This is a genomic window from Sphingomonas sp. GW821-FHT12D09 (genome assembly GCF_058807215.1).
In genome coordinates this window covers 53769-75631 of record NZ_JBXAQL010000005.1, presented here as the reverse complement: position 1 = coordinate 75631, position 21863 = coordinate 53769, and the positions used below count along the sequence as shown (strand labels likewise).

Sequence of the window (21863 nt, the reverse complement as noted above, 5' to 3'; positions counted from 1 at the left end):
AAAAGCGATCAAATCACCAGATCCGCACGCGGTCCGCCGGGGCCACATACTGCTTCTGGTCCGGCCCGATCTTCCATGCGGCGTACCAGGCATCGACGTTGCGCAGCGGGTTGATCGCGCGGATCTGGCCCGGCGAGTGGGGATCGCTGACGAGTTGCTGGCGCAGCGCCTCGGTGCGGAACAACGTACGCCACACCTGGCCCCAGCCGAGGAAGAAGCGCTGGTCGCCGGTATAGCCGTCGATCAGCTTGGCCTTCTTGCCGCCGAGCGACTGATGATAGGCGTCGAGCGAGATCAGCACGCCGCCGAGATCGCCGATATTCTCGCCCATCGACGCCTTGCCGTTGATGTGCACGCCCGGAAGGCCCTCGAAGGTGTACGCCTCGTACTGCGCGCCGAGCAGCGAGGCCTGCGCCTCGAACTTGGCGGCATCTTCCGCCGTCCACCAGTCGCGCAGCACGCCATTGCCGTCGGACTTGCGGCCCTGATCGTCGAAGCCGTGGCTGATCTCGTGCCCGATCACGCCGCCGATGCCGCCATAATTGACTGCGTCGTCGGCCTGCGGATCGAAGAAGGGCGGCTGCAGGATCGCGGCCGGGAAGACGATCTCGTTCTTCACCGAGTTATAGTATGCGTTCACCGTCTGCGGGGTCATGCCCCATTCGGCCTTGTCGACCGGCCCGCCCAGCCGGTTGCGACGATAGGCCCATTCGAAGCGCCCGGCGCGCTCGGCATTGCCGACCAGGTCGCCTGCCTTCACTTCGAGCGCCGAGTAATCGCGCCACTTGTCCGGATAGCCGATCTTGACGTTGAAGCCCTTGAGCTTGTCCTGGGCCTGCGCCTTGGTCGCCGGGCTCATCCAGGCGAGGCCGTTGATCCGGCCGGCGAGCGCGACGCGCAGGTTGGCGACCAGCGTATCCATCTTCGCCTTGGAAGCCGGCGGGAAATAGAGCGCGACGTAATCGCGGCCCACACCCTCGCCCACCGCGCGCTCGACGAACGCTACGCCGCGCTTCCAGCGATCGCGCTGCTGCGGCTGGCCATTGAGGAACTTGGAGCGGAACTCGAACTGCGCATCGACGAAGCGCTTCGAAAGCAAGGGCGCGACATCGTCGGTGGTGCGGAAGGCCTGCCAGGCCTTGAGCGTGTCGAGATCGGTGTCCGCGAAGATCTTGGCGAGCGCCGGGATCGTGGTGTTCTGCGCGACGATCACCCGGTCGGCCTTGGTGAGGCCCGCAGCCGCCCAGAAGCTGTCCCAGGCAAAGCCCGGCGCGCTGGCCTTCAGCTCGGCGACGCTGGTCGGATTATAGGTCTTGTCGCGGTCGCGGCTCTGCGCGCGGGTCCAGTGCGCCTTGGCGATCTGGGTCTCCATCGCGACGACCTTGGCAGCCGTAGCATCGGCGTCAGTCCAGCCGGCCATGCCGAGCAGCTGCGCGACATATTGCTGGTAGCGGCCGACCTGGGGCGCGAACTTGGGGTCTAGATACTGGTCGCGATCGCCCAGGCCCAGGCCGGACTGGCGCAGGTAGAGTGCATAGACGTCCGGGCTCTTGGCATCGTCGCTCACGCCGATGCCGAAGAAGCTGCCGCCAAAACCGCCGACCGAGGCGCCCATCAGCCTGGCGAGGTCGTCCTTGCTCGCAGCGGCCTTCACCCGGGCGAGGCGATCGACGAGCGGCTGGGCATCGAGCTTCTCGGCCTGCGCTTCGTCCATGAAGCCCGAATAGAGGATCGCTGCCTTCATGCGGTCTGGGTGCGCGGCATCGGTGGCGCTATAGCCCGAGATCAGGTTGCGCGTGCGCAGCTCGGACAAGTCGCGCAGCACCGCGAAGGCGCCGAAGGACGAGCGGTCGGCCGGGATCGTCGTGCGGTCCATCCAGGCGCCGTTGACGAAGCGATACCAGTCGTCGCCGGGCTTCACGCTCTTGTCCATGCCGGTCAGGTCGAAGCCCCAGCTACCATAGCGCGCAGCGCCGGCATCGGCGACGGCAACGGGCGCGGTCGATTGCTGGCCGAACCCGATCGCAGGCACGGCGAGTGCGGCCATGGCCGAGGCGAGCAGCAGGTATTTCTTCAATGGAGGTCCCCCGAAATTGCGACGTTAGACGCGTCTGGGAGGAGGTCTGTCACGCTGCCGGGACAGGCGCAATAGGTACCGCATCGCGGCGGCGGAGACACCCCGACGGAGAAATTTCACACCGGGCGCCGGCCCGCGCGCGCAATCCGGGCATCTTCCCTCCCAAGCAGAAAGTGAGCCACCCGATGACTCGGCGTGGACGCACAGCAAGAGGGGAATATCATGTTCGGAAAGATCCTTGGCATCGCCACGTTCGCCAGCCTCGCCTTCGGCGCCGTTCCGGTTTCCGCGCAGGAAAGCTACCAGACCGTCGCCATCGACAGAGCGATGGACACCATCATCGCGGCAGACTCCGCAAGCTGGCTTCCCTGGTACAAATATTCACGCGGCAGCGCCCAATCCTCGCGCATCCTCGCCGCCGCGCCCAATGGCGAGGCGGCCGTGATCCGGACCTATTTCATCTACGCGACCGGCGGCTCCGACTATGTGACGATGACGATCAGCACCGCCGACGGGATCACCTGCCTGCGCTACGAAAGCGTGTCGTCGCCCTGTTCGCTGGCGGCGACGCCCGACTACAAGATGATGAAGAACACCTTCCAGGCCGCGACCGAGCTATACTCTTTCTTGAATTCCCCGAGCGACAACTGACGGCGTCCGCGCGTGTCGTGGAAGCAAAAAGCCCGCCGGTCCCCCAGGACCGACGGGCTTTTGAAATGGTGGGCGCGGCAGGGATTGAACCTGCGACCCCACCCGTGTGAAGGGTGTGCTCTACCACTGAGCTACGCGCCCGCTGGCCAGGTCCTGAAACCTTTGGCGGCCGAAACGGAAGCGGGCCTTTAGGCGGAGCGCGGCGCGCTGTCCAGCCCCCAGGCCCGGTTTTGAAGCGGCTTAGTTTACCGCGTCCTTCAGGCCCTTGCCGGCCTTGAACTTAGGCTGGTTCGACGCCTTGATCGTCATCGGCTCACGCGTGCGCGGGTTACGGCCCGTCGAGGCCTTGCGCTTGCTGACCGAGAAGGTGCCAAAGCCGACCAGGCGGACCTCATCGCCCTTCTTGAGCGCGGCCTGGATGGCATCGAACACGGCCTCAACTGCCTTGCTCGCATCGCCCTTGCCCAGACCCGAGGTATCGGCGACCTGTCCGATCAGCTCTTGCTTGTTCATTTCGTGACTTTCCCCCTCATGAATTACGCACAAATACGCGAGTCGCGCCAGCAGGCCGAGCGATCAAGTCAGCACGCTGCCGCCACCGCTGTCAAAACGTTTCGGCCCGCTTTTCGCTCGAAATGACGAAAAGGTTACGGCGCCCCAACGGTTCGGGATTGCCCTCCATCAATGATGGAGGGGGTCTCCCAGACCCGCGGCACCGGCCGGCGGCTGCGCCGCCAGCTCGTCGGTCTCCGTCCAGTCGATCGGCGTGAGCGCCTCGGTGAGCGCCAGGCGAAGCACTTCATCGACATGCTTGACCGGCACGATGTCCAGCCCGTCGCGGATGTTCTGCGGGATCTCGGCGAGATCCTTGCGGTTCTCCTCCGGGATCAACACCGTTTTGATGCCGCCGCGCAGCGCCGCGAGGAGCTTCTCCTTGAGGCCGCCGATCGGCAGCACGCGGCCGCGCAGCGTCACTTCGCCGGTCATCGCGATGTCGCGGCGCACCGGAACGCCGGTCATCGTCGAGACAATCGCCGTCACCAGGCCGATACCCGCCGAGGGACCGTCCTTGGGCACCGCGCCTTCGGGCAGATGGACATGGATGTCCTTGCGCGCGAACAGGCTCGGCTTGATGCCATAGGCCGGGCTGCGCGCACGGACGAAGCTGAACGCGGCCTCGACCGATTCCTTCATCACGTCGCCCAGCTTGCCGGTCGTCTTGATCATGCCCTTGCCGGGCACGGTGACGCTCTCGATGGTCAGCAGCTCGCCGCCCACCTCGGTCCAGGCGAGGCCGGTGACCGCGCCGATCTGGTTCTCTTCCTCACCCAGCTCGTGGCGATATTTCTGCACGCCGGCGAACTCGTGGAGGTTCTCGGGCGTGATCGTCACGCTCTCGGCCTTGCCCTCCAGGATCTTGCGAAGCGCCTTGCGGGCGAGCTTGGCGATCTCGCGCTCGAGCGTACGAACGCCCGCCTCGCGCGTATATTCCTGGATCAGCTTGCGCAGGCCGCCATCGGTGAGGGTGAACTCGCCTTCCTTCAGCGCGTGCGCCTCGATCTGCTTGTCGAGCAGATGGCCCTTCGCGATCTCGACCTTCTCGTCCTCGGTATAGCCCTCGAGCCGGATGATCTCCATGCGGTCGAGCAGCGGCTGGGGAAGGTTCAGCGAGTTCGCGGTGGTGACGAACATCACGTCCGAAAGATCGATGTCGATTTCCAGATAGTGATCGTTGAACTTGTTGTTCTGCTCCGGATCCAGAACCTCGAGCAGCGCCGAGGCGGGATCGCCGCGGAAGTCCTGGCCAAGCTTGTCGATCTCGTCGAGCAGGAACAGCGGGTTGCTGGTCCCGGTCTTCTTGAGGTTCGACACGATCTTGCCCGGCAGCGAGCCGATATAAGTCCGGCGGTGGCCGCGAATTTCCGCTTCATCGCGCACACCACCGAGCGATTGGCGAACGAACTCGCGCCCGGTCGCCTTGGCGATGCTCTTGCCCAGCGAGGTCTTGCCGACGCCCGGCGGGCCGACGAGGCACAGGATAGGCCCCTTCAGCTTGTTGGTGCGCGCCTGGACCGCGAGATACTCGATGATCCGGTCCTTGACCTTCTCCAGCCCATAATGGTCCGCGTCGAGCACGGCTTCCGCCTCGACCAGGTCCTTCTTGAGCTTCGACTTCTTGCCCCATGGGAGCCCCAGCAGCACATCGAGATAGTTGCGCACCACCGTGGCCTCGGCGCTCATCGGCGCCATGGTCTTGAGCTTCTTGAGCTCGGACTGCGCCTTGGTGCGCGCTTCCTTGCTGAGCTTGAGCGTGGCGATCTTCTGGGTCAGCTCGGCGATCTCGTCGCCGTCGCCTTCCTCACCCTCGTTGCCGAGCTCGCGCTGGATCGCCTTCAACTGCTCGTTGAGGTAATATTCGCGCTGCGTCTTCTCCATCTGGCGCTTGACGCGGCTGCGGATCTTCTTCTCGACCTGCAGCACGCCCAGTTCGCCCTCCATGAAGGCGAACACCATCTCGAGACGCTTCATCGGATTGGTCTCGACGAGCAGCGACTGCTTGTCGGACACCTTCACCGCGATGTTGGCGGCAACCGCGTCGGCCAGGCGCGACGCATCTTCCAGCTCGGCGAGCTGGACCGCAGTCTCGGCCGGCAGCTTGCGGTTGAGCTTGGCGTAATTCTCGAACTGATCGACGACCGAGCGCATCAGCGCCTGTATCTCGGTGCCTTCGGCGGCATCGTCCTCGATCGGCGCGACGGTGGCGGTCAGGAAGGCGCCGCCCTCCTCCATCGTCACGAGCGAACCACGCTCCTTGCCGGCGACGAGCACGCGCACGGTGCCGTCCGGCAGCTTGAGCAGCTGCAGGACTTCGGCGGAGACGCCGGTATCATACAGGTCTTCGCGGCCGGGATCGTCCTCGGCCGGATCGAGCTGCGCGACGAGGAAAATCTCCTTGTCGTCGGCCATGGCTGCTTCCAGCGCGGCTACCGACTTGTCGCGGCCGACGAACAGCGGCACGATCATGTGCGGGAAGACGACAATGTCCCGAAGGGGAAGAACGGGGTAGGACTGCTTCATGGATACTCCTGAGCCCGTACAGGGCTCCTCACCACCATTATATGGGGGTCTCGGAGCCCGCATCAATCGTCGAACGCTCTTAGGTTGTGGAGTGTTGCTTCCCATTGCGGCACGGGCAAGCGGTTTTGCGGTCACTCCAGGCGTGAAAGCGCTCGAATGGACGGCATTGGGCGAGTTTCCGAATGAGCGGGGCATGAACAGGCTGGTGCTGCAGACTCGAGTCGAGCCGTTCGTGCGCGCCCGCACGACGAGTTGGTTCGAGGACAAAGGGCCGGAGTCTGCGCGCACGCTGATCGTCGAGCCCGAAGGCGCCTGGGTGGAGATCAAGGGCGCGCGCAAGCCGCTGCCCGATCGCCAGGCGGCGCATGAGCGCGCGCAATATGGGCTGTACGGCTATCTGCTGCGCCAGCAGCTTGGGGCGGGGAACGAGGACGCCAAGCGCAGCATGGCTCAGCGCGGCTTTCCGAGCATCGACATGTGGGTGGATGCGCAGCGCCGTCCGGTTCGCGCCGATTATGCCGTCCCCGACTATGCCGGCGACGGAACGCTCGATCAGCGCATCACATTCGACGGCGCCGTCGCCGATGGCGACGTGATCTTCCCCCATCGCATCACGATTTCGCTTGCCGGCGCTGGCCCCGAGCAGTTCAATTTCCGCATCACGATCGACGATTTCACCGTCATTCGCGCCTGAAGGAGGCTCCTATCCGCTCGCATCTGCTCCTCGCTGCCTCGGCCCTGGCGCTCGCCGCGCTCCCCGCCGCCGCGCAGAACATCAAACCCGGCGAGCCGCCGATCACGCCGACCACGCAGGAATCGGGCGGCCCGATCGCGCCGGAACGCGCGGCGCTGCACTTGGAACATGCCGATCTCGCGATCGAAGTCTTCCCGGCGACCCAGCGCATCGCCGGCGTGGCGACGCTGACGATCGCCAGCGCGATTCCGCAAAAGGTCCTGCAGATCGATCTCGATCGGAACCTGCCGGTCACCGCGGTCAGCGTCGACGGCAAGGCGCTGACGCCCAAGGACTGGTCCAACCCCGAAGGGCGGCTGATGGTCACCCTGCCCCGCCCGCTCAAGGCCGGCGGCAAGGCGGTGGTGCGGATCAGTTATGGCGGCACGCCGCACGTCGCGGTGCGCGCGCCCTGGGACGACGGCATGGTCTGGGCCAAGACGCCGGGGCCGGACCGCCAGCCCTGGATCGCCACGACGGCAGAGGGCTATGGCTGCGACCTGTTCTGGCCCTGCCTCGATTTCCCCAAGGGCGAGCCCGATACCGTCGACATGCACATCACGGTGCCCAAGGACCTGAAGGTTGCCGGCAACGGCAAGCTGCTCGGCACCGATACGCTGCCCGATGGCCGCACCACCTGGAACTGGCACACGCGCAGCCCCAATCCCTATTCGGTGACGCTGCAGATCGCGCCCTACAAGCTGCTCCGGGCGGACTATAAGAGCCGCTTCGGCAACAGCATCCCGATGGAATATTGGTATCTGCCGGGCCGCGACGAGAAGGCGAAGAAGCTGTTCGACGAGTTCGCGCCCTCGCTCGATTTCTACGAAAGCGTGATCGGTCCCTACCCGTGGAGCGACGAGAAGGTCGGCGTCGCCGAAACGCCGCATCTCGGCATGGAGCACCAGACGATCAACGCGTACGGCAACAACTACAAGCAATACCCCTCCGGCTTCGACGAAATCTTCCAGCACGAACTCGGCCATGAATGGTTCGGCAACCAGATGTCGGCGGGCAATTGGGACGATTACTGGCTGCACGAAGGCTTCGCGCAGTACATGCAGCCGCTCTATGGCCGCTGGCGCGAGGGCGAGGCGCGCTATGCGATCATGATGGAGGATTTCCGCCTCTCGATCACCAACCACGCGCCGATCGTCTCGGGCCAGATCCGCACCGAGGAGCAGGTCTATGAGGAGAAGAATGGCGGGCCGGGCCAGGACATCTACGTCAAGGGCGCCTGGATCCTCCACACGCTGCGCAACCTGATCGGCGACGACAAGTTCTTCGCTGCCACGCGCATGCTGGTCTATGGCCGCCCCGATCCCAAGCCGGGCAATTTCACCCCGCGCTTCGCCAGCACGCCGGACTTCATCACCTATGTGAACCAGGTGACCGGCAAGGACATGCAGTGGTTCTTCGACGTCTATCTCTACCAGGCGACGCTGCCCGAGCTGATCGAGGACCGCCAGGGCGACACGCTGACGCTCAAGTGGAAGGTCGAGAACACCAAGCCTTTCCCGTTGCCCGTGGAAGTCTCGGTCGACGGCAAGGTGAAGACGGTGGAGATGAGCGGCGGCACCGGTTCGCTCAAGGTGTCGGCGAACGCGCACGTGATCGTAGATCCGGACTCGCGCATCCTCAAATACTCGGCGGCCGTCGAGGCCTTCCAGCGCTACGCATATCGGAGGTGAACATGATCGCACTGGTCCATCCGGAGCCGACCAGCGTCTACGCTGTCGCTGCGCTGTTCTGCAGCCTGTTCGTTTGGGCCGCCGCATTGCTCATTGCCAGGGGCAGGCGCGGCCCGGTGGGGACCGAAGTGACCAGCACGCGCGATTCGGGCTCGATGCTCGGCGTGGCGATCCAGGCGCTCGGCTTCCTAGTGGTGGGATTCGGCCCGCTCGACCTGATCCTCGGCGCGCCGGACGCGTTGGCGATAGGGGAAGTCATCGCGGTGCTGGCGCTGGGCGCCGCGGTGATCGGCCTGTTCGCAGCGTCCGCGCGTGCGATGGGCGCAAATTGGGCGATCGTCGCGCGCACCCGGGACGATCACCAGCTCGTCACTTGGGGGCCCTTCGCGGTGGTCCGCAACCCGATCTACGTCGCGCTGTTCGTCTGGATCCTCGTGATGGCGCTGGCGCTCGGACATTGGCACGGGCTGGTCCTGGCCGTGCCGCTCTACTGGATCGGCACCTGGATGCGCGTTTCCCGCGAGGAAAAGCTCCTCCGCGCGCAGTTCGGCACCGCTTACGACGCCTATGCCGCCCGGGTGAAGCGCTTCGTGCCGAGGTTGATCTAGTTCTTCCACGTTACCCCGGCCTTGAGCCAGGGTCCCGCTGCCCGGTCCTCGAAAGAAGAAGCGGGATCCCGGCTCAGGGCCGGGATGACGAATGCCCTAGTCCTCCGGCATCCCGCCATCGGGCCGCAGCAGCTTGGCCAGCACATAGGCGAAGCCGATCTGCCAGGGCGTGTAGATCTTGAGCAGCTGCAGCCAGCTGGCCGGAAAGCTCTCATTGCCCGCGAGCGTCGTCATATAGAGATAGACGACCAGCGCCCCGATCCCGGCCAGCAACGCTGCGCCGAACACTGCGAAGATCGCCGTGGGCGTGCCCGGCCGGCCGAGTCCGGTGACCATCACCAGAAGCAGCGAGAGCGCCGCTCCCACCCCGCCGCCGACGAGGCCCGGCAGCATCGGATGGGTGATCGCATTGACTTGGCCGGCAAGCTGCGCCCCCAGCCAGTGCGCGGCGGTGAAGCCGACCAGCAGCACCGCGGCCTTCACCCATAGCCGGTGCCCCCGCCCCGCCCATACCAAAGGCAGCGCGAAGAGCGGCGTGATCCAGATCGCGCCATTCGCAACTCCGGAAAGTACGAGAACACATAATCCCGCGGCAAAGAACAGATGCCCCAGGACGAGCCAAAGGAACGCCGCACCAGCAGCGGAATCAAGCGCAAGATCGAACGGCGAGCGAAACTCGCGGGGATCTTCATCCGCGAGGATAGCAGCTTCAGACATAGGACGACTCCTTTATCCGGCTAATACAGTGAAGGTGCGCCTCATCTTGGACCTCGTCAACAAAAGCCGATCTTGCAGCGCAGCGAAGTTCGCGCGACACTTGGCCCCAGGGGGATCGCAAATGTCCGACGCAACACTCTGGAATCCGGACTTGGCGCCGACGGGGCCGGCGCAGCGCAACTGGGCCTGGTATCATTATGCGGCGCTGTGGATCGGGATGATCGTCGCGGTGCCGGCCTGGATGCTCGCCGCCGGGCTGGTCGAGCAGGGCATGTCCGCCGGCCAGGCCGCACTCACCGTGCTGCTCGGCAATCTGATCGTGCTCGTGCCGATGCTGCTGATCGGCCATGCCGGCGCGCGCCACGGCATTCCCTATGCGGTGCTGGTCCGCGCAAGTTTCGGCACGATCGGCGCCCGCCTGCCCGCCCTCGCCCGCGCCTTGGTCGCCTGTGGCTGGTACGGCATCCAGACCTGGATCGGCGGCGAGGCCTTGCTGACGCTGCTGGGCGTCGCCCTGAAGACCGACCTGCGCGGCACCCCGCACCCGATGCTCGGCATCGGCTCGGGCCAGCTGATCGCCTTCCTCGCCTTCTGGGCGATCCAGCTGTTCTTCGTGTGCAAGGGCCTGCTCACCATCCGCCGGCTCGAGACCTGGACCGCGCCGGTGAAGATCCTCGTCTGCATCGCCCTGGTCTGCTGGGCGGTGGACGCCGCGGGCGGGCTCGGCCCGATCTTCCACGCGCCTTCCGCCTTCGTGCCCGGCGGGGCGAAGGAAGGACAGTTCTGGACGGTGTTCTGGCCCGCACTCACCGCGATGATCGGCTATTGGGCGACGCTGGCGCTCAACATCCCCGACTTCACGCGCTTCGCCCGATCGCAGCGGGACCAGTTGATCGGCCAGTCGGTCGGCCTGCCGCCGATGATGGGCCTGATCGCGCTCGCCAGCGTGATCACCACCAGCGCCACCGTGGTCATCTACGGCGAGGCGATCTGGGATCCGGTCGCGCTGTCGGGCAAGTTCGCCGGCCCGCTGGTGCTGCTCGGGCTGGTGGTGATCAGCATCGACACGATCTCGTGCAACATCGCCGCGAACCTCGTTTCCTCGGCCTATGACTTCTCTTCGCTCTGGCCCGCGCGGATCAGCTACCGCACCGGCGGCATGATCACCGCCACGATCGGGGTCCTGATGATGCCGTGGAAGCTGCTCGCCTCCTCGGGCGGCTATATCTTCGTCTGGCTCGCCGGCTATTCGGCGCTGCTCGGCCCGATCGCCGGCATCCTCATCGCCGACTATTGGCTGATCCGCCGCACGCAATTGAAGGTCGAGGATCTCTACCGCGCCGATAGCATCTATACCTATCGCCGCGGCTGGAACCCAGCGGCGCTGGTCGCCTTCGCCGCCGGCGTGCTGCCCAACCTCCCCGGCTTCCTCGCCACTGCCGCGCCCAAGGCGTTCGTGGTCGGGCCGGTCTGGCTGGCGATCTACACCTGGGCCTGGTTCGTCGGGCTCGCCATCGCCACGATCGTCTATCTCGCGCTGATGCGGTTCAGCCCGCGGGTCGCCGACCCAGCCGCATGAGCCAGGCGAGGAAGAAGGCAAGGGCCGCCTGCCAGGGCAGATGGATGCACTCGAACCAGAAGACGAAGCGCGCCGATTTGAGCGGATAGTCGAGCGCGTTGGTGAATATCAGCCCCTGCGCCATGCCGAGCGCGCCCAGCAGCGTCAGCGCACCGATGCCCAGAAGGAGGATCGCGCGGCTGCCGGCGTTGAGCGGAGTCAGCCGCAGCGGCACCAGCAGCATCAGCGCCAGCGCGCCGCCGGCAAAGCCTCCGACCGCCCCGGTGCCGAGATCGCGTAGATAGGCCTGGGGATCGGGCTCGAGCGGGAAGCTCAGCATCGCGTGGCGCCAGGCGAGGTAATTGGCCGCGAGATGTGCGAGCGGCAGCGCCGCAGTGAGGTAGACGACCCGCGTGAACCAGCCACGCTGGCGGGCGCTGGCGAATAGATAGGGCAGCCCGAAGAGCGGGGTCAGATAGAGACTGGGCCCGATCACCGGCGCGAGTACGTCTTTGGGATCGGGATAGAGCAGGATCGCCAGCGCCAGGGCGACGGCATAGACGACCGCGCCGACGAGCAGCCAAATGAACGCATGGCGAAACCGGACATTGCGGCGCCGCGCCTGCTGGGCGGCGAGTTTGTCCGTTTTGTTCATCCCCCGCCGCATGGGGTCACCCTGACAGAGCCCCTAGCTCTCGTCATCCCCGCGCAGGCGGAGATCCAGAGTCACGAAGGACGCCGCTCTGTTACCCTGGATCCCCGCCTTCGCGGGGATGACGGTTGTGGGTCGCGCTCGAAAAGCAGAAGGCCCTCCCCGCTTCCGGGAAGGACCTTCCAAATTCAGCCGAAAAGCCCGAGCCTCAGCCCGCCTTTTCCTTCTTGGCATAGACGCGTACCGGGTCCTTCGACCCTGCGACCACGTCCTTGTCGACCACGACTTCGTCCACCCCGTCCATCGACGGCAGGTCGAACATCGTGTCGAGCAATATGCCCTCCAGGATCGAACGGAGGCCGCGCGCGCCGGTCTTGCGCTCGATCGCCTTCTTCGAGATCGCCACCAGGGCGTCGTCGTTGAAGCCGAGCTTGACCTGCTCCATGTCGAACAGCTTCTGATACTGCTTCACCAGCGCGTTCTTCGGCTCGGTTAGGATCTTCATCAGCGCATCGACGTCGAGATCCTCGAGCGTCGCGATCACCGGCAGGCGGCCGACAAATTCGGGGATCAGGCCGAACTTGAGGAGATCCTCCGGCTCGACCTGCTTCAGCGTCTCGCCCGTGCGGCGCTCGTCCGGAGCCGCCACATGTGCGCCGAAGCCGATCGACTTGCCCTGCAAGCGGTCGCCGATGATCTTCTCGAGGCCGCTGAACGCGCCGCCGCAAATGAACAGGATGTTGGTCGTGTCCACCTGCAGGAATTCCTGCTGCGGATGCTTGCGGCCGCCCTGCGGGGGAACGGACGCGGTGGTCCCTTCCATCAGCTTGAGCAGCGCCTGCTGCACGCCTTCGCCCGACACGTCGCGGGTGATCGACGGGTTCTCGGCCTTGCGGCTGATCTTGTCGATCTCGTCGATGTACACGATGCCGCGCTGCGCCCGCTCGACGTTGTAGTCAGAAGCCTGGAGCAGCTTGAGGATGATGTTCTCCACGTCCTCGCCGACATAGCCGGCTTCAGTGAGCGTGGTGGCATCGGCCATCGTGAACGGCACGTCGAGGATGCGCGCCAGCGTCTGGGCGAGTAACGTCTTGCCGCAGCCGGTCGGGCCGACGAGCAGGATATTCGACTTGCTGAGCTCGACATCGGCACCCTTGGCGCCGTGGTTCAGCCGCTTGTAGTGGTTGTGCACCGCCACCGAGAGCACGCGCTTGGCGCGCTTCTGGCCGATGACGTAATCGTCGAGGACGTCGCAGATTTCCTGCGGCGTCGGCACCCCGCCGTCCTTCTTCGAAACGAGTGCGGACTTGGTCTCTTCACGAATGATGTCGTTGCAGAGCTCCACGCACTCGTCGCAGATGAACACGGTCGGGCCCGCGATGAGCTTGCGCACTTCGTGCTGCGACTTGCCGCAGAACGAGCAATAGAGCGTGCTCTTCGAGTCACCGCCGCTGAGCTTGGTCATTCAATCCATCCTTGGTGCGCCGTGCGCACATTACGCCACCCGCCATCCTACACGCGGGTGAAACTCCGGCAAAGTCGGAATCTGGCTTTTACGCCAGACTCCTTAAGCACCTACTGACGATCAGGCTGCCGGAGCCTCGCCGTCGGTCGGCATCGGCCGCTTCTCGTACACTTCGTCGACCACGCCGAAAGCCTTGGCCTCGTCCGCCTCGAAGAAGCTGTCGCGGTCCATGACCTGCTCGATCCGCTCGAGCGGCTGGCCGGTGTACTTCGCGTAGAGCGCGTTCATCCGCGCACGGATGCGCAGGATTTCCTTCGCCTGGATCTCGATATCCGAAGCCATGCCCTGTGCGCCGCCCGAGGGCTGGTGCAGCATGATGCGGGCATTGGTGAGCGCCACGCGCAGGCCCGGCTCACCCGAGGCGAGCAGGAACGAGCCCATCGACGCTGCCTGGCCGATGCAGACCGTGCCGACACGCGGACGGATATACTGCATGGTGTCGTGGATCGCCATGCCGGCGGTCACCACGCCACCCGGCGAGTTGATGTACATCCAGATGTCCTTCTTCGGGTTCTCGGACTCGAGGAAGAGCAGCTGGGCAGTGATCAGCGAGGCCATGTGATCCTCGACCGGGCCGGTCACGAACACGATGCGCTCGCGCAGCAGGCGCGAATAAATGTCGAAGCTGCGCTCGCCGCGGCTCGACTGTTCGATGACGATGGGAACGAGGCCGCCGGTGACGGGATCAATGGTCATCTGACCAGAAAGCGGATGCATGGATGATTTTCTCGTTATGTGTGTTTGGCTGGACCAACATCGGCGCTTGACGTGCGGAGTTCAAGCCTTGGTTATGGTTACGTCGCTACAAGCGGATCTGGGGGGGAGACGCGCCATTACCGGAGAGCACGCGAAGAACGCGCTGAGCGCGACGCGCCGAGCTGCGCTGTGGCTGGTGGTCGCGGGGCTCGGGCTACGGCTGATCTGGCTGGAGTTGGTCCGTGCGCTGGCCAACCCGCTCGATCTTGGCGAAGCGAGCGCGGCGGCCGGTGCGCTGGCCCGTACCGGCACGCTCGCCGACGCCTTCGCACTGGGTAGCGGACCCACCGCGCACCTGATGCCGAGCAGCATCGTGCTGGCCGGCACGGTGCAGCACATATTCGGCGATTCGGGCGCGCTGCTCCTCGCCCTGTGGACGCTCGCCCAGCTCGCGCTGATCTGGCTGGTCGCCCGCGCGCTGTTCGCCGAGGCCGGATGGCGCCCCCAGGCGCTGATCGGCGGCCTGGCCCTGCTCTGCCTGCTGCCCGGCCATATCGTGCAGGAGGCGGCGGACTTCCGCGTCTGGGAAGGCGGGCTCGCCACCTTGCTCGCGCTCGCCGATCTCTGGCTGATCGTCATGCTCGATCGGCGCGAGGCGATCCCGTCGCAACCCCTTCTCCTCGGCGCCGCGCTGTCCGCCTTCACCTTCTTCGTCAGCCCTACCACCGGGCTGGCGGTCGATGCCTGCTGGGCCTGGCTCGTGCTGCGCCGCTTGCCCCTGCGCCAGGCCCTCGGCTTCGCCGGCATCGCCGCGGCGGCGCTGGCGCTGGTTCTCGCGCCCTGGGTGCTGCGCAACGCGCAGGTGATGGGCAGCCCGGTGCTGCTACGCGACAATTTCGGGCTGGAGATCGCGATGGCCAATTATGACGGCGCGCTCGATCCCATCGATCCGCGTGCCGAGACGCTGGCCCGGGCCCGCGCGATCCACCCCTATCGGAACCCGCCTGTGCTCGCCCGGCTGCGCGCAGCCGGCGGCGAAGTCGCCTATTCCCGCATGCTCGGCCGCGAGGCCTGGACCTGGATCGCCGCGCACCCGCTCGACTTCGCCCGCCTCGCGCTGCGCCATTACCGCCAATTCTATATCCCCGATCGCTGGCAGGGCGCGCTGACCAACTGGAGCGCCTTCCCCAACCTCAGGATCGAGATGATCCGCCTGGTCGCCGCCTTCGGGCTGGTCGGACTGGCGGTGGGGCTGTTCCGGCGCCGCCGCTTCTACACCCTGTTCGCGCTCTACCTTGCGCTGGCCGGCCTGCCCTATGCGCTGGTGATGCCGATCCCGCGCTATGCCTATGTGATCTGGCCGCTGCTCGCCTTTCTCGCTGCACGGCTCGCCATGGACGCCTTCACTGCCTTGCAGCTGCGCAGCGCCAGGCCCATGATCGCGCGATGACGACACACACGGTCCTGGTCACGGGCGGCTCCGGTTTCGTGGGCAGCCATGTCATCCTCCAGCTGCTCGCCGCGGGGCATAAGGTCCGCACTACCGTCCGCAGCCTGTCGCGCGAGGCCGAGGTGCGCGCGACACTGAAGGCCGCCGGCGCCGAAACCGGCAACCTCAGCTTCGCGGCCGCCGACCTGGAAAAGGACGAAGGCTGGGCCGAGGCGGTGGCCGGCTGCACCCATGTCCAGCACGTCGCCTCCCCCTTCCCCCAGAGCCAGCCCGAAGACGAGCAGGAGCTGATCCGCCCCGCAGTGGACGGCACGCTGCGCGTCCTGCGCGCTGCCCATGCCGCCGGCGTGAAACGCGTCGTGCTCACCTCCAGCTTCGCCGCGATCGGCTATGGCCATGGCCAGCGCGCGACCGACTATACCGAGGCCGACTGGACCGATGTCGATGGCCCCGCAGTCCAGCCCTACATGAAGTCCAAGACGCTCGCCGAGCGCGCCGCCTGGGACTTCGTTGCAGCGGAGGGCCATGGGATGGAACTGGCGGTGGTCAATCCCGTCGGTATCTTCGGCCCGGCGCTAAACGATGATCTCTCGACCTCGATCTGGCTGGTCAAGTCGATGCTCGAGGGCAAGATGCCCGGCCTGCCCGACCTGTGGTTCGGCGTGGTGGATGTCCGCGACGTCGCCTGGCTCCAGGTCGAGGCGATGACCCATCCCGATGCCGCCGGCGAGCGCGTCCTGGCGGTGGCGGGCAAGGCGATGTCTATTCCGCAAATGGCCGATGTGCTGCGCAAATGCCTGGGCCCGGCAGGCGCGAGGATCACGCGCCGTCGCGTGCCCAGCTGGCTCGTCCGGATCATGGCGCTGTTCAACCCGATGGCCCGCGAGGCCGCCCCGCGGCTCGGCATCCAGTCCAACGCCAGCAATGCCAAGGCGCGGCGCCTGCTCGGCTGGCAACCGCGCTCGAACGACGAGGCGATCCTCGCAACGGCGAAGAGCCTGATCGAATTGAGGCTGGTTGGCCCGGCCACCACATAACCGTCATCCCCGCGAAGGCGGGAATCCGGGGTTACTCCGCACGCCAGGCCTGCTTGGCTCTGGATCCCCACCTCCGCAGGGATGACGAGGCAAGGGCCGACCGCTATTTCAGCGGCCCCGGCTGCGCGAGATAGGCCAGCCGCCGCATCTCGCGCCGGCCACGCACCACGGTGTCGAGGATCAGCCCGGTGAACAGGTTGAGGAAGGCGAGGATCATCAGGCCGGTCGCCAGGATCGCAGTCGGGAAGCGCGGCACCAGCCCGGTCTCGAACCAGGTCCAGAGCAGCGGGATGCTCAGTCCCACGGCGATCGCGGCGAACACCGTCGCGATCCAGCCGAAGAACAGCATCGGCCGCTCGATCCGGTAAAGCACTGCGATCGTCTTCAGGATGCGCCAGCCGTCGCGATAGGTGCTGAGCTTGGACTCCGATCCCTCAGGCCGCGCGAAATAGCGCGTCTCGACCTCGCCCACCGGCATCTTGAGCTCGAGCGCATGCACGCTGATCTCGGTCTCGATCTCGAATCCGGCGGAGAGCACCGGGAAGCTCTTCACGAAGCGGCGCGAGAAGACGCGGTAGCCCGAGAAGATATCGGTGAAGCTGCGCCCGAACAGCTTGGCGAGGATGCCGGTCATCAGCCGGTTGCCGAGCACATGCCCGCGGCGATAGGCCTCCGCCGCTTCATGGACGCGGGTGCCGACGATCATGTCGAGCCCCTCCTCCGCCACGCGCGCCACCATCGCGGGCGCGGCAGCGGGGTCATAGGTCGCGTCACCGTCCGCCATCACATAGATGTCGGCCTCGACATCGGCGAACATTCGGCGGACGACATTGCCCTTGCCCTGCATCCGCTCGGTGCGGACCACGGCCCCGGCGGCCCGGGCAACCTCGGTCGTCCGGTCGCGGCTGTTGTTGTCATAGACGTAGATGGTCGCGTCCGGCAGCAATTTGCGGAACCCCTCGATCGTCTGCGCGATCGCGGCTTCTTCATTGTAGCAGGGCAGGATCACGGCGACGGTCGGCTTGTTCATATGCATGCCATAAGGCCGAAACGGTTACGGTTCGACAATTTTTCCTTTGCCTCGAACGCGGGACGAAGCATCTTCGCCGGCAGGGGGAGAAACCGCGTGAAGGTGCGTGATCTCAGGCCATTGGCGCTGATCGTTGTCATTCTGGTGGCCATCAACACCGCGATCCTGCCGCTCGCCCTTGTTTCGGACATGTTGTTCGAGTCGAGCTATCCGAACTGGCCGATCACGGCGATAGTCGCGACCGTCGCGCGGTGCAGCTGGCTCGCCATGGTGGTCGCCTTCGGCATCTGGATCTTTCGTGCGGGAAGAAATCTGGTCGCCGCCGGCTTCGAGGACCTGCAATTCAGCCCCGCATCGCGGATCTGGTGGTTTGCGATCCTCATCGCCTCGTTGTTCAAGCCTTATGATGGGATGCGGGAGTTGTGGAACGCCAGCCATGGCAACCGGGCTTATGCCGATAACTCTGGGCCGCTGATACTCTGGTGGACGTTGTGGCTTGTCTCCGGCACCATTGCCCTCATGGTCGGCTTTGGAATGGCCCGCGGATTTCTCAACGCCAATGGCGTGTGGATCATGAGCGCCGCGAACCTCGCCAGCGCGACCACCGGTATCCTGATCGTCCGCGGTATCAGCGAAGCGCAGGCCGGGCTCACCGCCGCCGCCCTCGCGGAAGTCTTCGCCTGACCCCAAAAGCAAAGGCCCCCGCTCCGGCTGGAGCGAGGGCCTTCGAATTTCTCGCCTGAGAAGAAGCCTTAGTCGGCCTTCTTCTTCGCCGGCGCCTTCTTGGCGGGCTTGGCCGGAGCCTCTTCCGCGGTCTCGGCTTCGGCCTTCTTGACCGGGGCCTTCTTCGCGGCGGCCTTCTTCACCGGCTCGGCCTCGGCTTCGGCGGCGGGCTCTTCAGCCTTGTCGGCCTTCTTCGCCTTGGCGGCCGGCTTCTTCTCGGCCTTGGCCTCTTCACCCTCGGCCTTCGCCTTCTTGGCGCGCGGCTTGTGGTTGTCATGGTCGTGGGTGTGCGTGCCGGTGTCGAAGCCCTCGTCGGACTCGATCGCGGCTTCCAGCTCGTCGCGGGTCACTTCGCGGTCGCTGATCTCGGCCTTGTCGAACAGATAGTCGACCACCTTGTCCTCGAACAGCGGCGCGCGCAGCTGGGCGGCGGCCATCGGCTCGTTGCGGACATACTGGTAGAAGCGCTCGCGGTCGTTCGGCGAATATTGCGCCGCCGCCTGGGCGATGAGCTGGTTCATCTCCTGCGAGCTGACCTCGACGCCATTGGCGGTGCCGATCTCCGAGAGGAGCAGGCCCAGGCGCACGCGGCGCTCGGCAATCTTCACATAGTCGGCGCGCTCGGCCTCGAGCTCGGCCTTGGCCGCCTCGGGATCCGACTCGTGCTCGGCTTCGTGCTGGAGCTGATGCCAGATCTGGTCGAACTCGGCGTCGACCATCGAAGGCGGAACCTCGAAGTCATGGCCGGCGGCCAACTGGTCGAGCAGCTTGCGCTTCATATAGGTGCGGGTCAGGCCGTTCAGCTGCTGCTCGAGCTGGCCCTTCAGCAGGCCGGTGAGCTGCTCGAGGCTCTGCAGGCCCAGCGTCTTGGCGAAATCGTCATCGATCACGGTCTCGCCCGCGGTCTTCACCGCAGTGACCTTGAGCGCGAACTGCGCCGGCTGGCCGGCCAGGTCGGGCACGCCGTAATCGGCGGGGAAGGTGACGTCGATCGTCTTTTCGTCGCCCGCCTTCACACCGACGAGCTGGTCTTCGAAGCCCGGGATCAGGCGGCCGGTGCCGATCTCGACCTGCATGCCCTCGCCGGTGCCGCCGTCAAAGGCGACGCCGTCGACGGTGCCGACAAAGTCCATGGTTACCTGGTCGCCCTCGGCGGCCTTGTGCTTGGCGGGGGCGTCGGTGAAGGCCTTCTGCTGGCCGGCGAGCTGCTTGAGCTGCTCGTTCACTTCATCGTCGCTCACCGGAACGGTCAGGCGCTCGAGCTTCAGCGCGTCGATCGACGGCGTCGGCACATCGGGCAGCACTTCCAGCTCGACCTTGACCTCGGCATCCTTGCCGGGCGCATATTCGCCTTCCAAGCTGACCGACGGCGACACGGCCGGGCGCAGCTTGTGGTCGGCGATCAGCTTCTGCACGCCTTCCTGGATCGAATTGTTCAGCGCGTCCTGCGCGATCGCCTCGCCGTGCATCTTGCGGACCAGGTTGGCCGGCACCTTGCCCGGGCGGAAGCCCGGCATGCGCACCTGCGGGGCGACCCGCTTGACCTCGGCATCGACCTTCTTGTCGATATCCTTGGCAGTGATCTTGAGCGTGTAGGCGCGCTTCAGGCCCTCGTTCAACGTCTCGACAGTCTGCATTTTTCTCAGGCTTCCAAAATCAGAAAAAGAGTCGCGGCGTCCGGTGACGCGGGAAACGAGCGGCGATGCTGGTGCGGGCGAAGGGACTCGAACCCCCACACCTTTCGATACCAGAACCTAAATCTGGCGCGTCTACCAGTTCCGCCACGCCCGCAGAGGCACCGCCGGTCGGCGGGCTCTATAGCAGTCAGGGGTCGCATCGCAAGGGTCGAGGCAACTTCATCGCGATACGAGGCGTTGTCTTTCCGAAACAAGGAGACTGAACGTGCCCGTTGAACCCCCTGTCCAGCCGACCGTGCCGCCTGCCGAGCAGCCCCCGGCGCCGCAGCCTGGCCAGCCGACGAGCCCGCCGCCGGAGATCGAGACGCCGGCGCCCGACATCGACGTTCCCGCGCCCCAGCCGGCCACCCCCGCGGTGCCCAGCCCGGGCCAGCCCATAGCCTGATCAGGAGACAGAGGATGCCCGACCAGAATCGCGATGATCCGCGCTCGGACCTCGAACAGGTCGTCGAAGCGCGTGCCGATGCCGTGAAGCGCGGCGAAGGCGGCAGCGGCAAGTCGCCGCTTGATGACCCCGGCGCTTCGGACGGAGTCGGCGGCACCGCCGGCGATGTGAAGAACCAGGACGCCGACGCGCAGTAACGCGCGGCCGCCCATGATAGAGAAACACTTACAGAAGCTCCGGCTGCGCTGCGAAATCGGCGTGTCGGAGGAAGAGGCCATTCGTGCCGCCCTACTGGGCCCGTTCGACTACGGCGCCGAGCAGGTCGTCGTGCGCCGCGGGGAGCCGCTCACCAGCTCGATCCTGCTGCTCGACGGCCTTTTGGCGCGCTACAAGGATTTGGCCAACGGCCAGCGCCAGGTCACGCACCTGCATGTCCCCGGTGATTTCGCCGATCTGCACGGCTATACGCTCAAATATCTCGACCATAACCTGATCACGCTCACGCCCTGCCGCATCGCCCGTATGCCGCACGCGAAGCTGGACATGATCACCGATCGGTTCCCTCATCTCACGCGAACCTTCTGGTTCTCGACCAACCTCGACGCGAGCATCCACCGCGAATGGGAAGTCTCGCTCGGCCGCCGCAACGCGATCGAGCGCGCCGCACACCTGCTGTGCGAGCTGCATGCGCGGCTGCTGGTGGTCGGATCGGCCGAGGCGAATCGCTTCCGCCTGCCGATCACGCAGACCCAGTTCGCCGAATGCCTGGGCCTGACCGGCGTGCACGTGAACCGCGTGCTGCGCGAGCTGCGCGAAGCCGGTCTCGCCGATTTCCGTAGCGGCATGGTGACGGTGCACGACCGCGCCGGGCTGGAGGCGCTGGCCGAGTTCGACCCGCTCTATCTCTATCTGGGCCGGACCTAGGGCTTCACCCGGCGCGCAGTGAGGATCTTCACCGGCACGGCGGGAATCTCGCCCTTGAAATAGCCGCCCAGGCTCGCAGTCTTCGAATTGGGCGCGTCGAAGATCTTCACCACCACGTCCTGCCCCTCGACGACATGCGCGAAGGCAGCATAGCCGAGATTGTCGCCGGGCCTGCTCGGATCGGCATCGAACGAGGGCTGGTCGCCCAGCACGATCGTGAAGTCCCCCCGCGCGGTGCCGGGCGCACGGCGCGGCGTCGAGAGCGTGAAATCGGTGTGCTTGATGCCGGTGAGCGTGGTCGGCTCATGCTTGATCGGCGGCAGCACCCTGGCCGGGGCGCCGTTCACGCCGAACTGCACGAAGCCGAAATGGTCCTGGACATGCGAGACGCGGTAGAAGGTCGTGCCGTCCAGCCGCTTCTGATCGACATAGCGCAGGAAGTTGTTGCCGCTGATCGGCGCGCGGGCGGTGTCCACCTCGACCAGGATCGTACCCGCGCTGGTGGTGAGCGCGACGCGCGGGAGCGGCTTGGCGGCGGGCGCAGGCGCGGGCGAAGTCTGCGCCAGCGCAGGCACTGCGAACACAGTCAGCAGAAAAGCGGCAAACCAGCGCATCAACAATCTCCATCGTC

Annotated in this window: 21 protein-coding genes and 2 tRNA genes; 11 read left to right on the top strand and 12 right to left on the bottom strand. The window is 65.8% G+C overall.

All coding sequences use genetic code 11. The features are described 5' to 3' along the window. Window positions 1–13: 13 nt before the first annotated feature. A complete protein-coding gene (locus AC1RPL_RS20070) occupies window positions 14–2047 on the bottom strand; it encodes a M13 family metallopeptidase (RefSeq protein ID WP_493072410.1) in 2034 nt (677 codons plus the stop codon). Window positions 2048–2299: 252 nt separating this feature from the next. Between AC1RPL_RS20070 and AC1RPL_RS20065 the strand changes: the two genes are divergently transcribed. Then, the gene (locus AC1RPL_RS20065; RefSeq protein WP_493071938.1) at window positions 2300–2728 is read left to right on the top strand and encodes a hypothetical protein; all 429 of its coding nucleotides are present in this window, start codon (window positions 2300–2302) and stop codon (window positions 2726–2728) included. Window positions 2729–2794: 66 nt separating this feature from the next. Here the strand turns inward: AC1RPL_RS20065 and AC1RPL_RS20060 are convergent. The 3 genes from AC1RPL_RS20060 to lon all read right to left on the bottom strand — a co-directional run bounded on the left by AC1RPL_RS20060 (window position 2795) and on the right by lon (window position 5806). Next, window positions 2795–2869 (bottom strand) — tRNA-Val (locus AC1RPL_RS20060). 99 nt (window positions 2870–2968) lie between these two features. Further along, a complete protein-coding gene (locus AC1RPL_RS20055) occupies window positions 2969–3241 on the bottom strand; it encodes an HU family DNA-binding protein (RefSeq protein WP_086129015.1) in 273 nt (90 codons plus the stop codon). A gap of 168 nt (window positions 3242–3409) precedes the next feature. After that, window positions 3410–5806, bottom strand: a complete 2397-nt coding sequence (lon, locus tag AC1RPL_RS20050; RefSeq protein WP_493071936.1) for an endopeptidase La — start codon at window positions 5804–5806, stop codon at window positions 3410–3412. A 142-nt stretch (window positions 5807–5948) separates the two neighbouring features. Here lon and AC1RPL_RS20045 point away from each other — a divergent pair, with 142 nt between their 5' ends. Genes AC1RPL_RS20045 through AC1RPL_RS20035 form a run of 3 tightly spaced genes read left to right on the top strand, consistent with a single transcriptional unit; the run spans window position 5949 to window position 8838 of the window. Beyond that, window positions 5949–6500 (top strand): hypothetical protein, encoded by a 552-nt coding sequence (locus tag AC1RPL_RS20045; protein ID WP_493071934.1) that lies wholly within the window; start codon window positions 5949–5951, stop codon window positions 6498–6500. A gap of 11 nt (window positions 6501–6511) precedes the next feature. Further along, window positions 6512–8230 carry a M1 family metallopeptidase gene (locus AC1RPL_RS20040; protein ID WP_493072408.1) on the top strand — a complete coding sequence of 573 codons (1719 nt, stop codon included), beginning with the start codon at window positions 6512–6514 and terminating at the stop codon, window positions 8228–8230. A 2-nt stretch (window positions 8231–8232) separates the two neighbouring features. Beyond that, window positions 8233–8838, top strand: coding sequence for a methyltransferase family protein (locus AC1RPL_RS20035; RefSeq protein WP_493071932.1), 606 nt, complete (start codon window positions 8233–8235; stop codon window positions 8836–8838). Between the two features lie 96 nt (window positions 8839–8934). Here the strand turns inward: AC1RPL_RS20035 and AC1RPL_RS20030 are convergent, their stop codons facing one another. Beyond that, window positions 8935–9555, bottom strand: coding sequence for a hypothetical protein (locus AC1RPL_RS20030; RefSeq protein ID WP_493071930.1), 621 nt, complete (start codon window positions 9553–9555; stop codon window positions 8935–8937). Between the two features lie 121 nt (window positions 9556–9676). Here AC1RPL_RS20030 and AC1RPL_RS20025 point away from each other — a divergent pair, with 121 nt between their 5' ends. Continuing rightward, entirely contained in the window at window positions 9677–11134 is a 1458-nt protein-coding gene (locus tag AC1RPL_RS20025) for an NCS1 family nucleobase:cation symporter-1 (protein ID WP_493071929.1), read from the top strand. Here the strand turns inward: AC1RPL_RS20025 and AC1RPL_RS20020 are convergent. The 3 genes from AC1RPL_RS20020 to AC1RPL_RS20010 form a co-directional block, all read right to left on the bottom strand. Continuing rightward, window positions 11103–11768 carry a hypothetical protein gene (locus tag AC1RPL_RS20020; RefSeq protein ID WP_493071927.1) on the bottom strand — a complete coding sequence of 222 codons (666 nt, stop codon included), beginning with the start codon at window positions 11766–11768 and terminating at the stop codon, window positions 11103–11105. The two genes, AC1RPL_RS20025 and AC1RPL_RS20020, sit on opposite strands and share 32 nt — an antisense overlap. A 205-nt stretch (window positions 11769–11973) precedes the next feature. After that, complete coding sequence (gene clpX / locus AC1RPL_RS20015; protein WP_180139891.1) at window positions 11974–13230, bottom strand: ATP-dependent Clp protease ATP-binding subunit ClpX; 1257 nt, start codon at window positions 13228–13230, stop codon at window positions 11974–11976. Between the two features lie 120 nt (window positions 13231–13350). After that, entirely contained in the window at window positions 13351–13986 is a 636-nt protein-coding gene (locus tag AC1RPL_RS20010) for an ATP-dependent Clp protease proteolytic subunit (RefSeq protein WP_493071925.1), read from the bottom strand. Between the two features lie 196 nt (window positions 13987–14182). On the opposite strand from AC1RPL_RS20010, the gene AC1RPL_RS20005 reads away from it, so the two are divergent. Beyond that, window positions 14183–15436, top strand: coding sequence for a hypothetical protein (locus AC1RPL_RS20005; protein WP_493071923.1), 1254 nt, complete (start codon window positions 14183–14185; stop codon window positions 15434–15436). After that, on the top strand, window positions 15433–16473 hold the full coding sequence (locus AC1RPL_RS20000) for an SDR family oxidoreductase (RefSeq protein WP_493071921.1): 1041 nt from the start codon (window positions 15433–15435) through the stop codon (window positions 16471–16473). The genes AC1RPL_RS20005 and AC1RPL_RS20000 overlap by 4 nt, the downstream gene beginning before the upstream one ends. A 103-nt stretch (window positions 16474–16576) precedes the next feature. On the opposite strand, the gene AC1RPL_RS19995 is transcribed toward AC1RPL_RS20000, so the two are convergent. Continuing rightward, window positions 16577–17503, bottom strand: coding sequence for a glycosyltransferase family 2 protein (locus tag AC1RPL_RS19995; RefSeq protein ID WP_493071920.1), 927 nt, complete (start codon window positions 17501–17503; stop codon window positions 16577–16579). Window positions 17504–17599: 96 nt separating this feature from the next. Between AC1RPL_RS19995 and AC1RPL_RS19990 the strand changes: the two genes are divergently transcribed. Next, on the top strand, window positions 17600–18187 hold the full coding sequence (locus AC1RPL_RS19990; RefSeq protein ID WP_493071919.1) for a DUF4328 domain-containing protein: 588 nt from the start codon (window positions 17600–17602) through the stop codon (window positions 18185–18187). A 68-nt stretch (window positions 18188–18255) separates the two neighbouring features. Here the strand turns inward: AC1RPL_RS19990 and tig are convergent, their stop codons facing one another. Both tig and AC1RPL_RS19980 read right to left on the bottom strand, forming a co-directional pair. Then, a complete protein-coding gene (gene tig / locus AC1RPL_RS19985; RefSeq protein ID WP_493071918.1) occupies window positions 18256–19863 on the bottom strand; it encodes a trigger factor in 1608 nt (535 codons plus the stop codon). 69 nt (window positions 19864–19932) lie between these two features. After that, window positions 19933–20017 (bottom strand) — tRNA-Leu (locus tag AC1RPL_RS19980). A gap of 111 nt (window positions 20018–20128) precedes the next feature. Here AC1RPL_RS19980 and AC1RPL_RS19975 point away from each other — a divergent pair. The 3 genes from AC1RPL_RS19975 to AC1RPL_RS19965 are packed head-to-tail and all read left to right on the top strand — an operon-like array spanning window position 20129 to window position 21232. After that, entirely contained in the window at window positions 20129–20308 is a 180-nt protein-coding gene (locus AC1RPL_RS19975; RefSeq protein ID WP_493071917.1) for a hypothetical protein, read from the top strand. A gap of 14 nt (window positions 20309–20322) precedes the next feature. Next, window positions 20323–20505, top strand: a complete 183-nt coding sequence (locus AC1RPL_RS19970) for a hypothetical protein (protein WP_493071915.1) — start codon at window positions 20323–20325, stop codon at window positions 20503–20505. A gap of 13 nt (window positions 20506–20518) precedes the next feature. Continuing rightward, a complete protein-coding gene (locus AC1RPL_RS19965; protein WP_493071914.1) occupies window positions 20519–21232 on the top strand; it encodes a Crp/Fnr family transcriptional regulator in 714 nt (237 codons plus the stop codon). On the opposite strand, the gene AC1RPL_RS19960 is transcribed toward AC1RPL_RS19965, so the two are convergent. Beyond that, the gene (locus AC1RPL_RS19960; protein ID WP_493071913.1) at window positions 21229–21846 is read right to left on the bottom strand and encodes a peptidylprolyl isomerase; all 618 of its coding nucleotides are present in this window, start codon (window positions 21844–21846) and stop codon (window positions 21229–21231) included. The genes AC1RPL_RS19965 and AC1RPL_RS19960 overlap by 4 nt on opposite strands. Window positions 21847–21863 lie beyond the last annotated feature (17 nt).

Coding starts and splice junctions, on each gene's coding strand:
- AC1RPL_RS20055 (WP_086129015.1), bottom strand. CDS start 3,241: ATGAACAAGCAAGAGCTGATCGGACAGGTCGCCGATACCTCGGGTCTG.
- AC1RPL_RS20025 (WP_493071929.1), top strand. CDS start 9,677: ATGTCCGACGCAACACTCTGGAATCCGGACTTGGCGCCGACGGGGCCG.
- AC1RPL_RS20065 (WP_493071938.1), top strand. CDS start 2,300: ATGTTCGGAAAGATCCTTGGCATCGCCACGTTCGCCAGCCTCGCCTTC.
- AC1RPL_RS19995 (WP_493071920.1), bottom strand. CDS start 17,503: ATGAACAAGCCGACCGTCGCCGTGATCCTGCCCTGCTACAATGAAGAA.
- AC1RPL_RS20035 (WP_493071932.1), top strand. CDS start 8,233: ATGATCGCACTGGTCCATCCGGAGCCGACCAGCGTCTACGCTGTCGCT.
- tig (WP_493071918.1), bottom strand. CDS start 19,863: ATGCAGACTGTCGAGACGTTGAACGAGGGCCTGAAGCGCGCCTACACG.
- clpX (WP_180139891.1), bottom strand. CDS start 13,230: ATGACCAAGCTCAGCGGCGGTGACTCGAAGAGCACGCTCTATTGCTCG.
- AC1RPL_RS19970 (WP_493071915.1), top strand. CDS start 20,323: ATGCCCGACCAGAATCGCGATGATCCGCGCTCGGACCTCGAACAGGTC.
- AC1RPL_RS20010 (WP_493071925.1), bottom strand. CDS start 13,986: ATGACCATTGATCCCGTCACCGGCGGCCTCGTTCCCATCGTCATCGAA.
- AC1RPL_RS20030 (WP_493071930.1), bottom strand. CDS start 9,555: ATGTCTGAAGCTGCTATCCTCGCGGATGAAGATCCCCGCGAGTTTCGC.
- AC1RPL_RS19965 (WP_493071914.1), top strand. CDS start 20,519: ATGATAGAGAAACACTTACAGAAGCTCCGGCTGCGCTGCGAAATCGGC.
- AC1RPL_RS20000 (WP_493071921.1), top strand. CDS start 15,433: ATGACGACACACACGGTCCTGGTCACGGGCGGCTCCGGTTTCGTGGGC.
- lon (WP_493071936.1), bottom strand. CDS start 5,806: ATGAAGCAGTCCTACCCCGTTCTTCCCCTTCGGGACATTGTCGTCTTC.
- AC1RPL_RS20070 (WP_493072410.1), bottom strand. CDS start 2,047: ATGGCCGCACTCGCCGTGCCTGCGATCGGGTTCGGCCAGCAATCGACC.
- AC1RPL_RS19960 (WP_493071913.1), bottom strand. CDS start 21,846: ATGCGCTGGTTTGCCGCTTTTCTGCTGACTGTGTTCGCAGTGCCTGCG.
- AC1RPL_RS20020 (WP_493071927.1), bottom strand. CDS start 11,768: ATGAACAAAACGGACAAACTCGCCGCCCAGCAGGCGCGGCGCCGCAAT.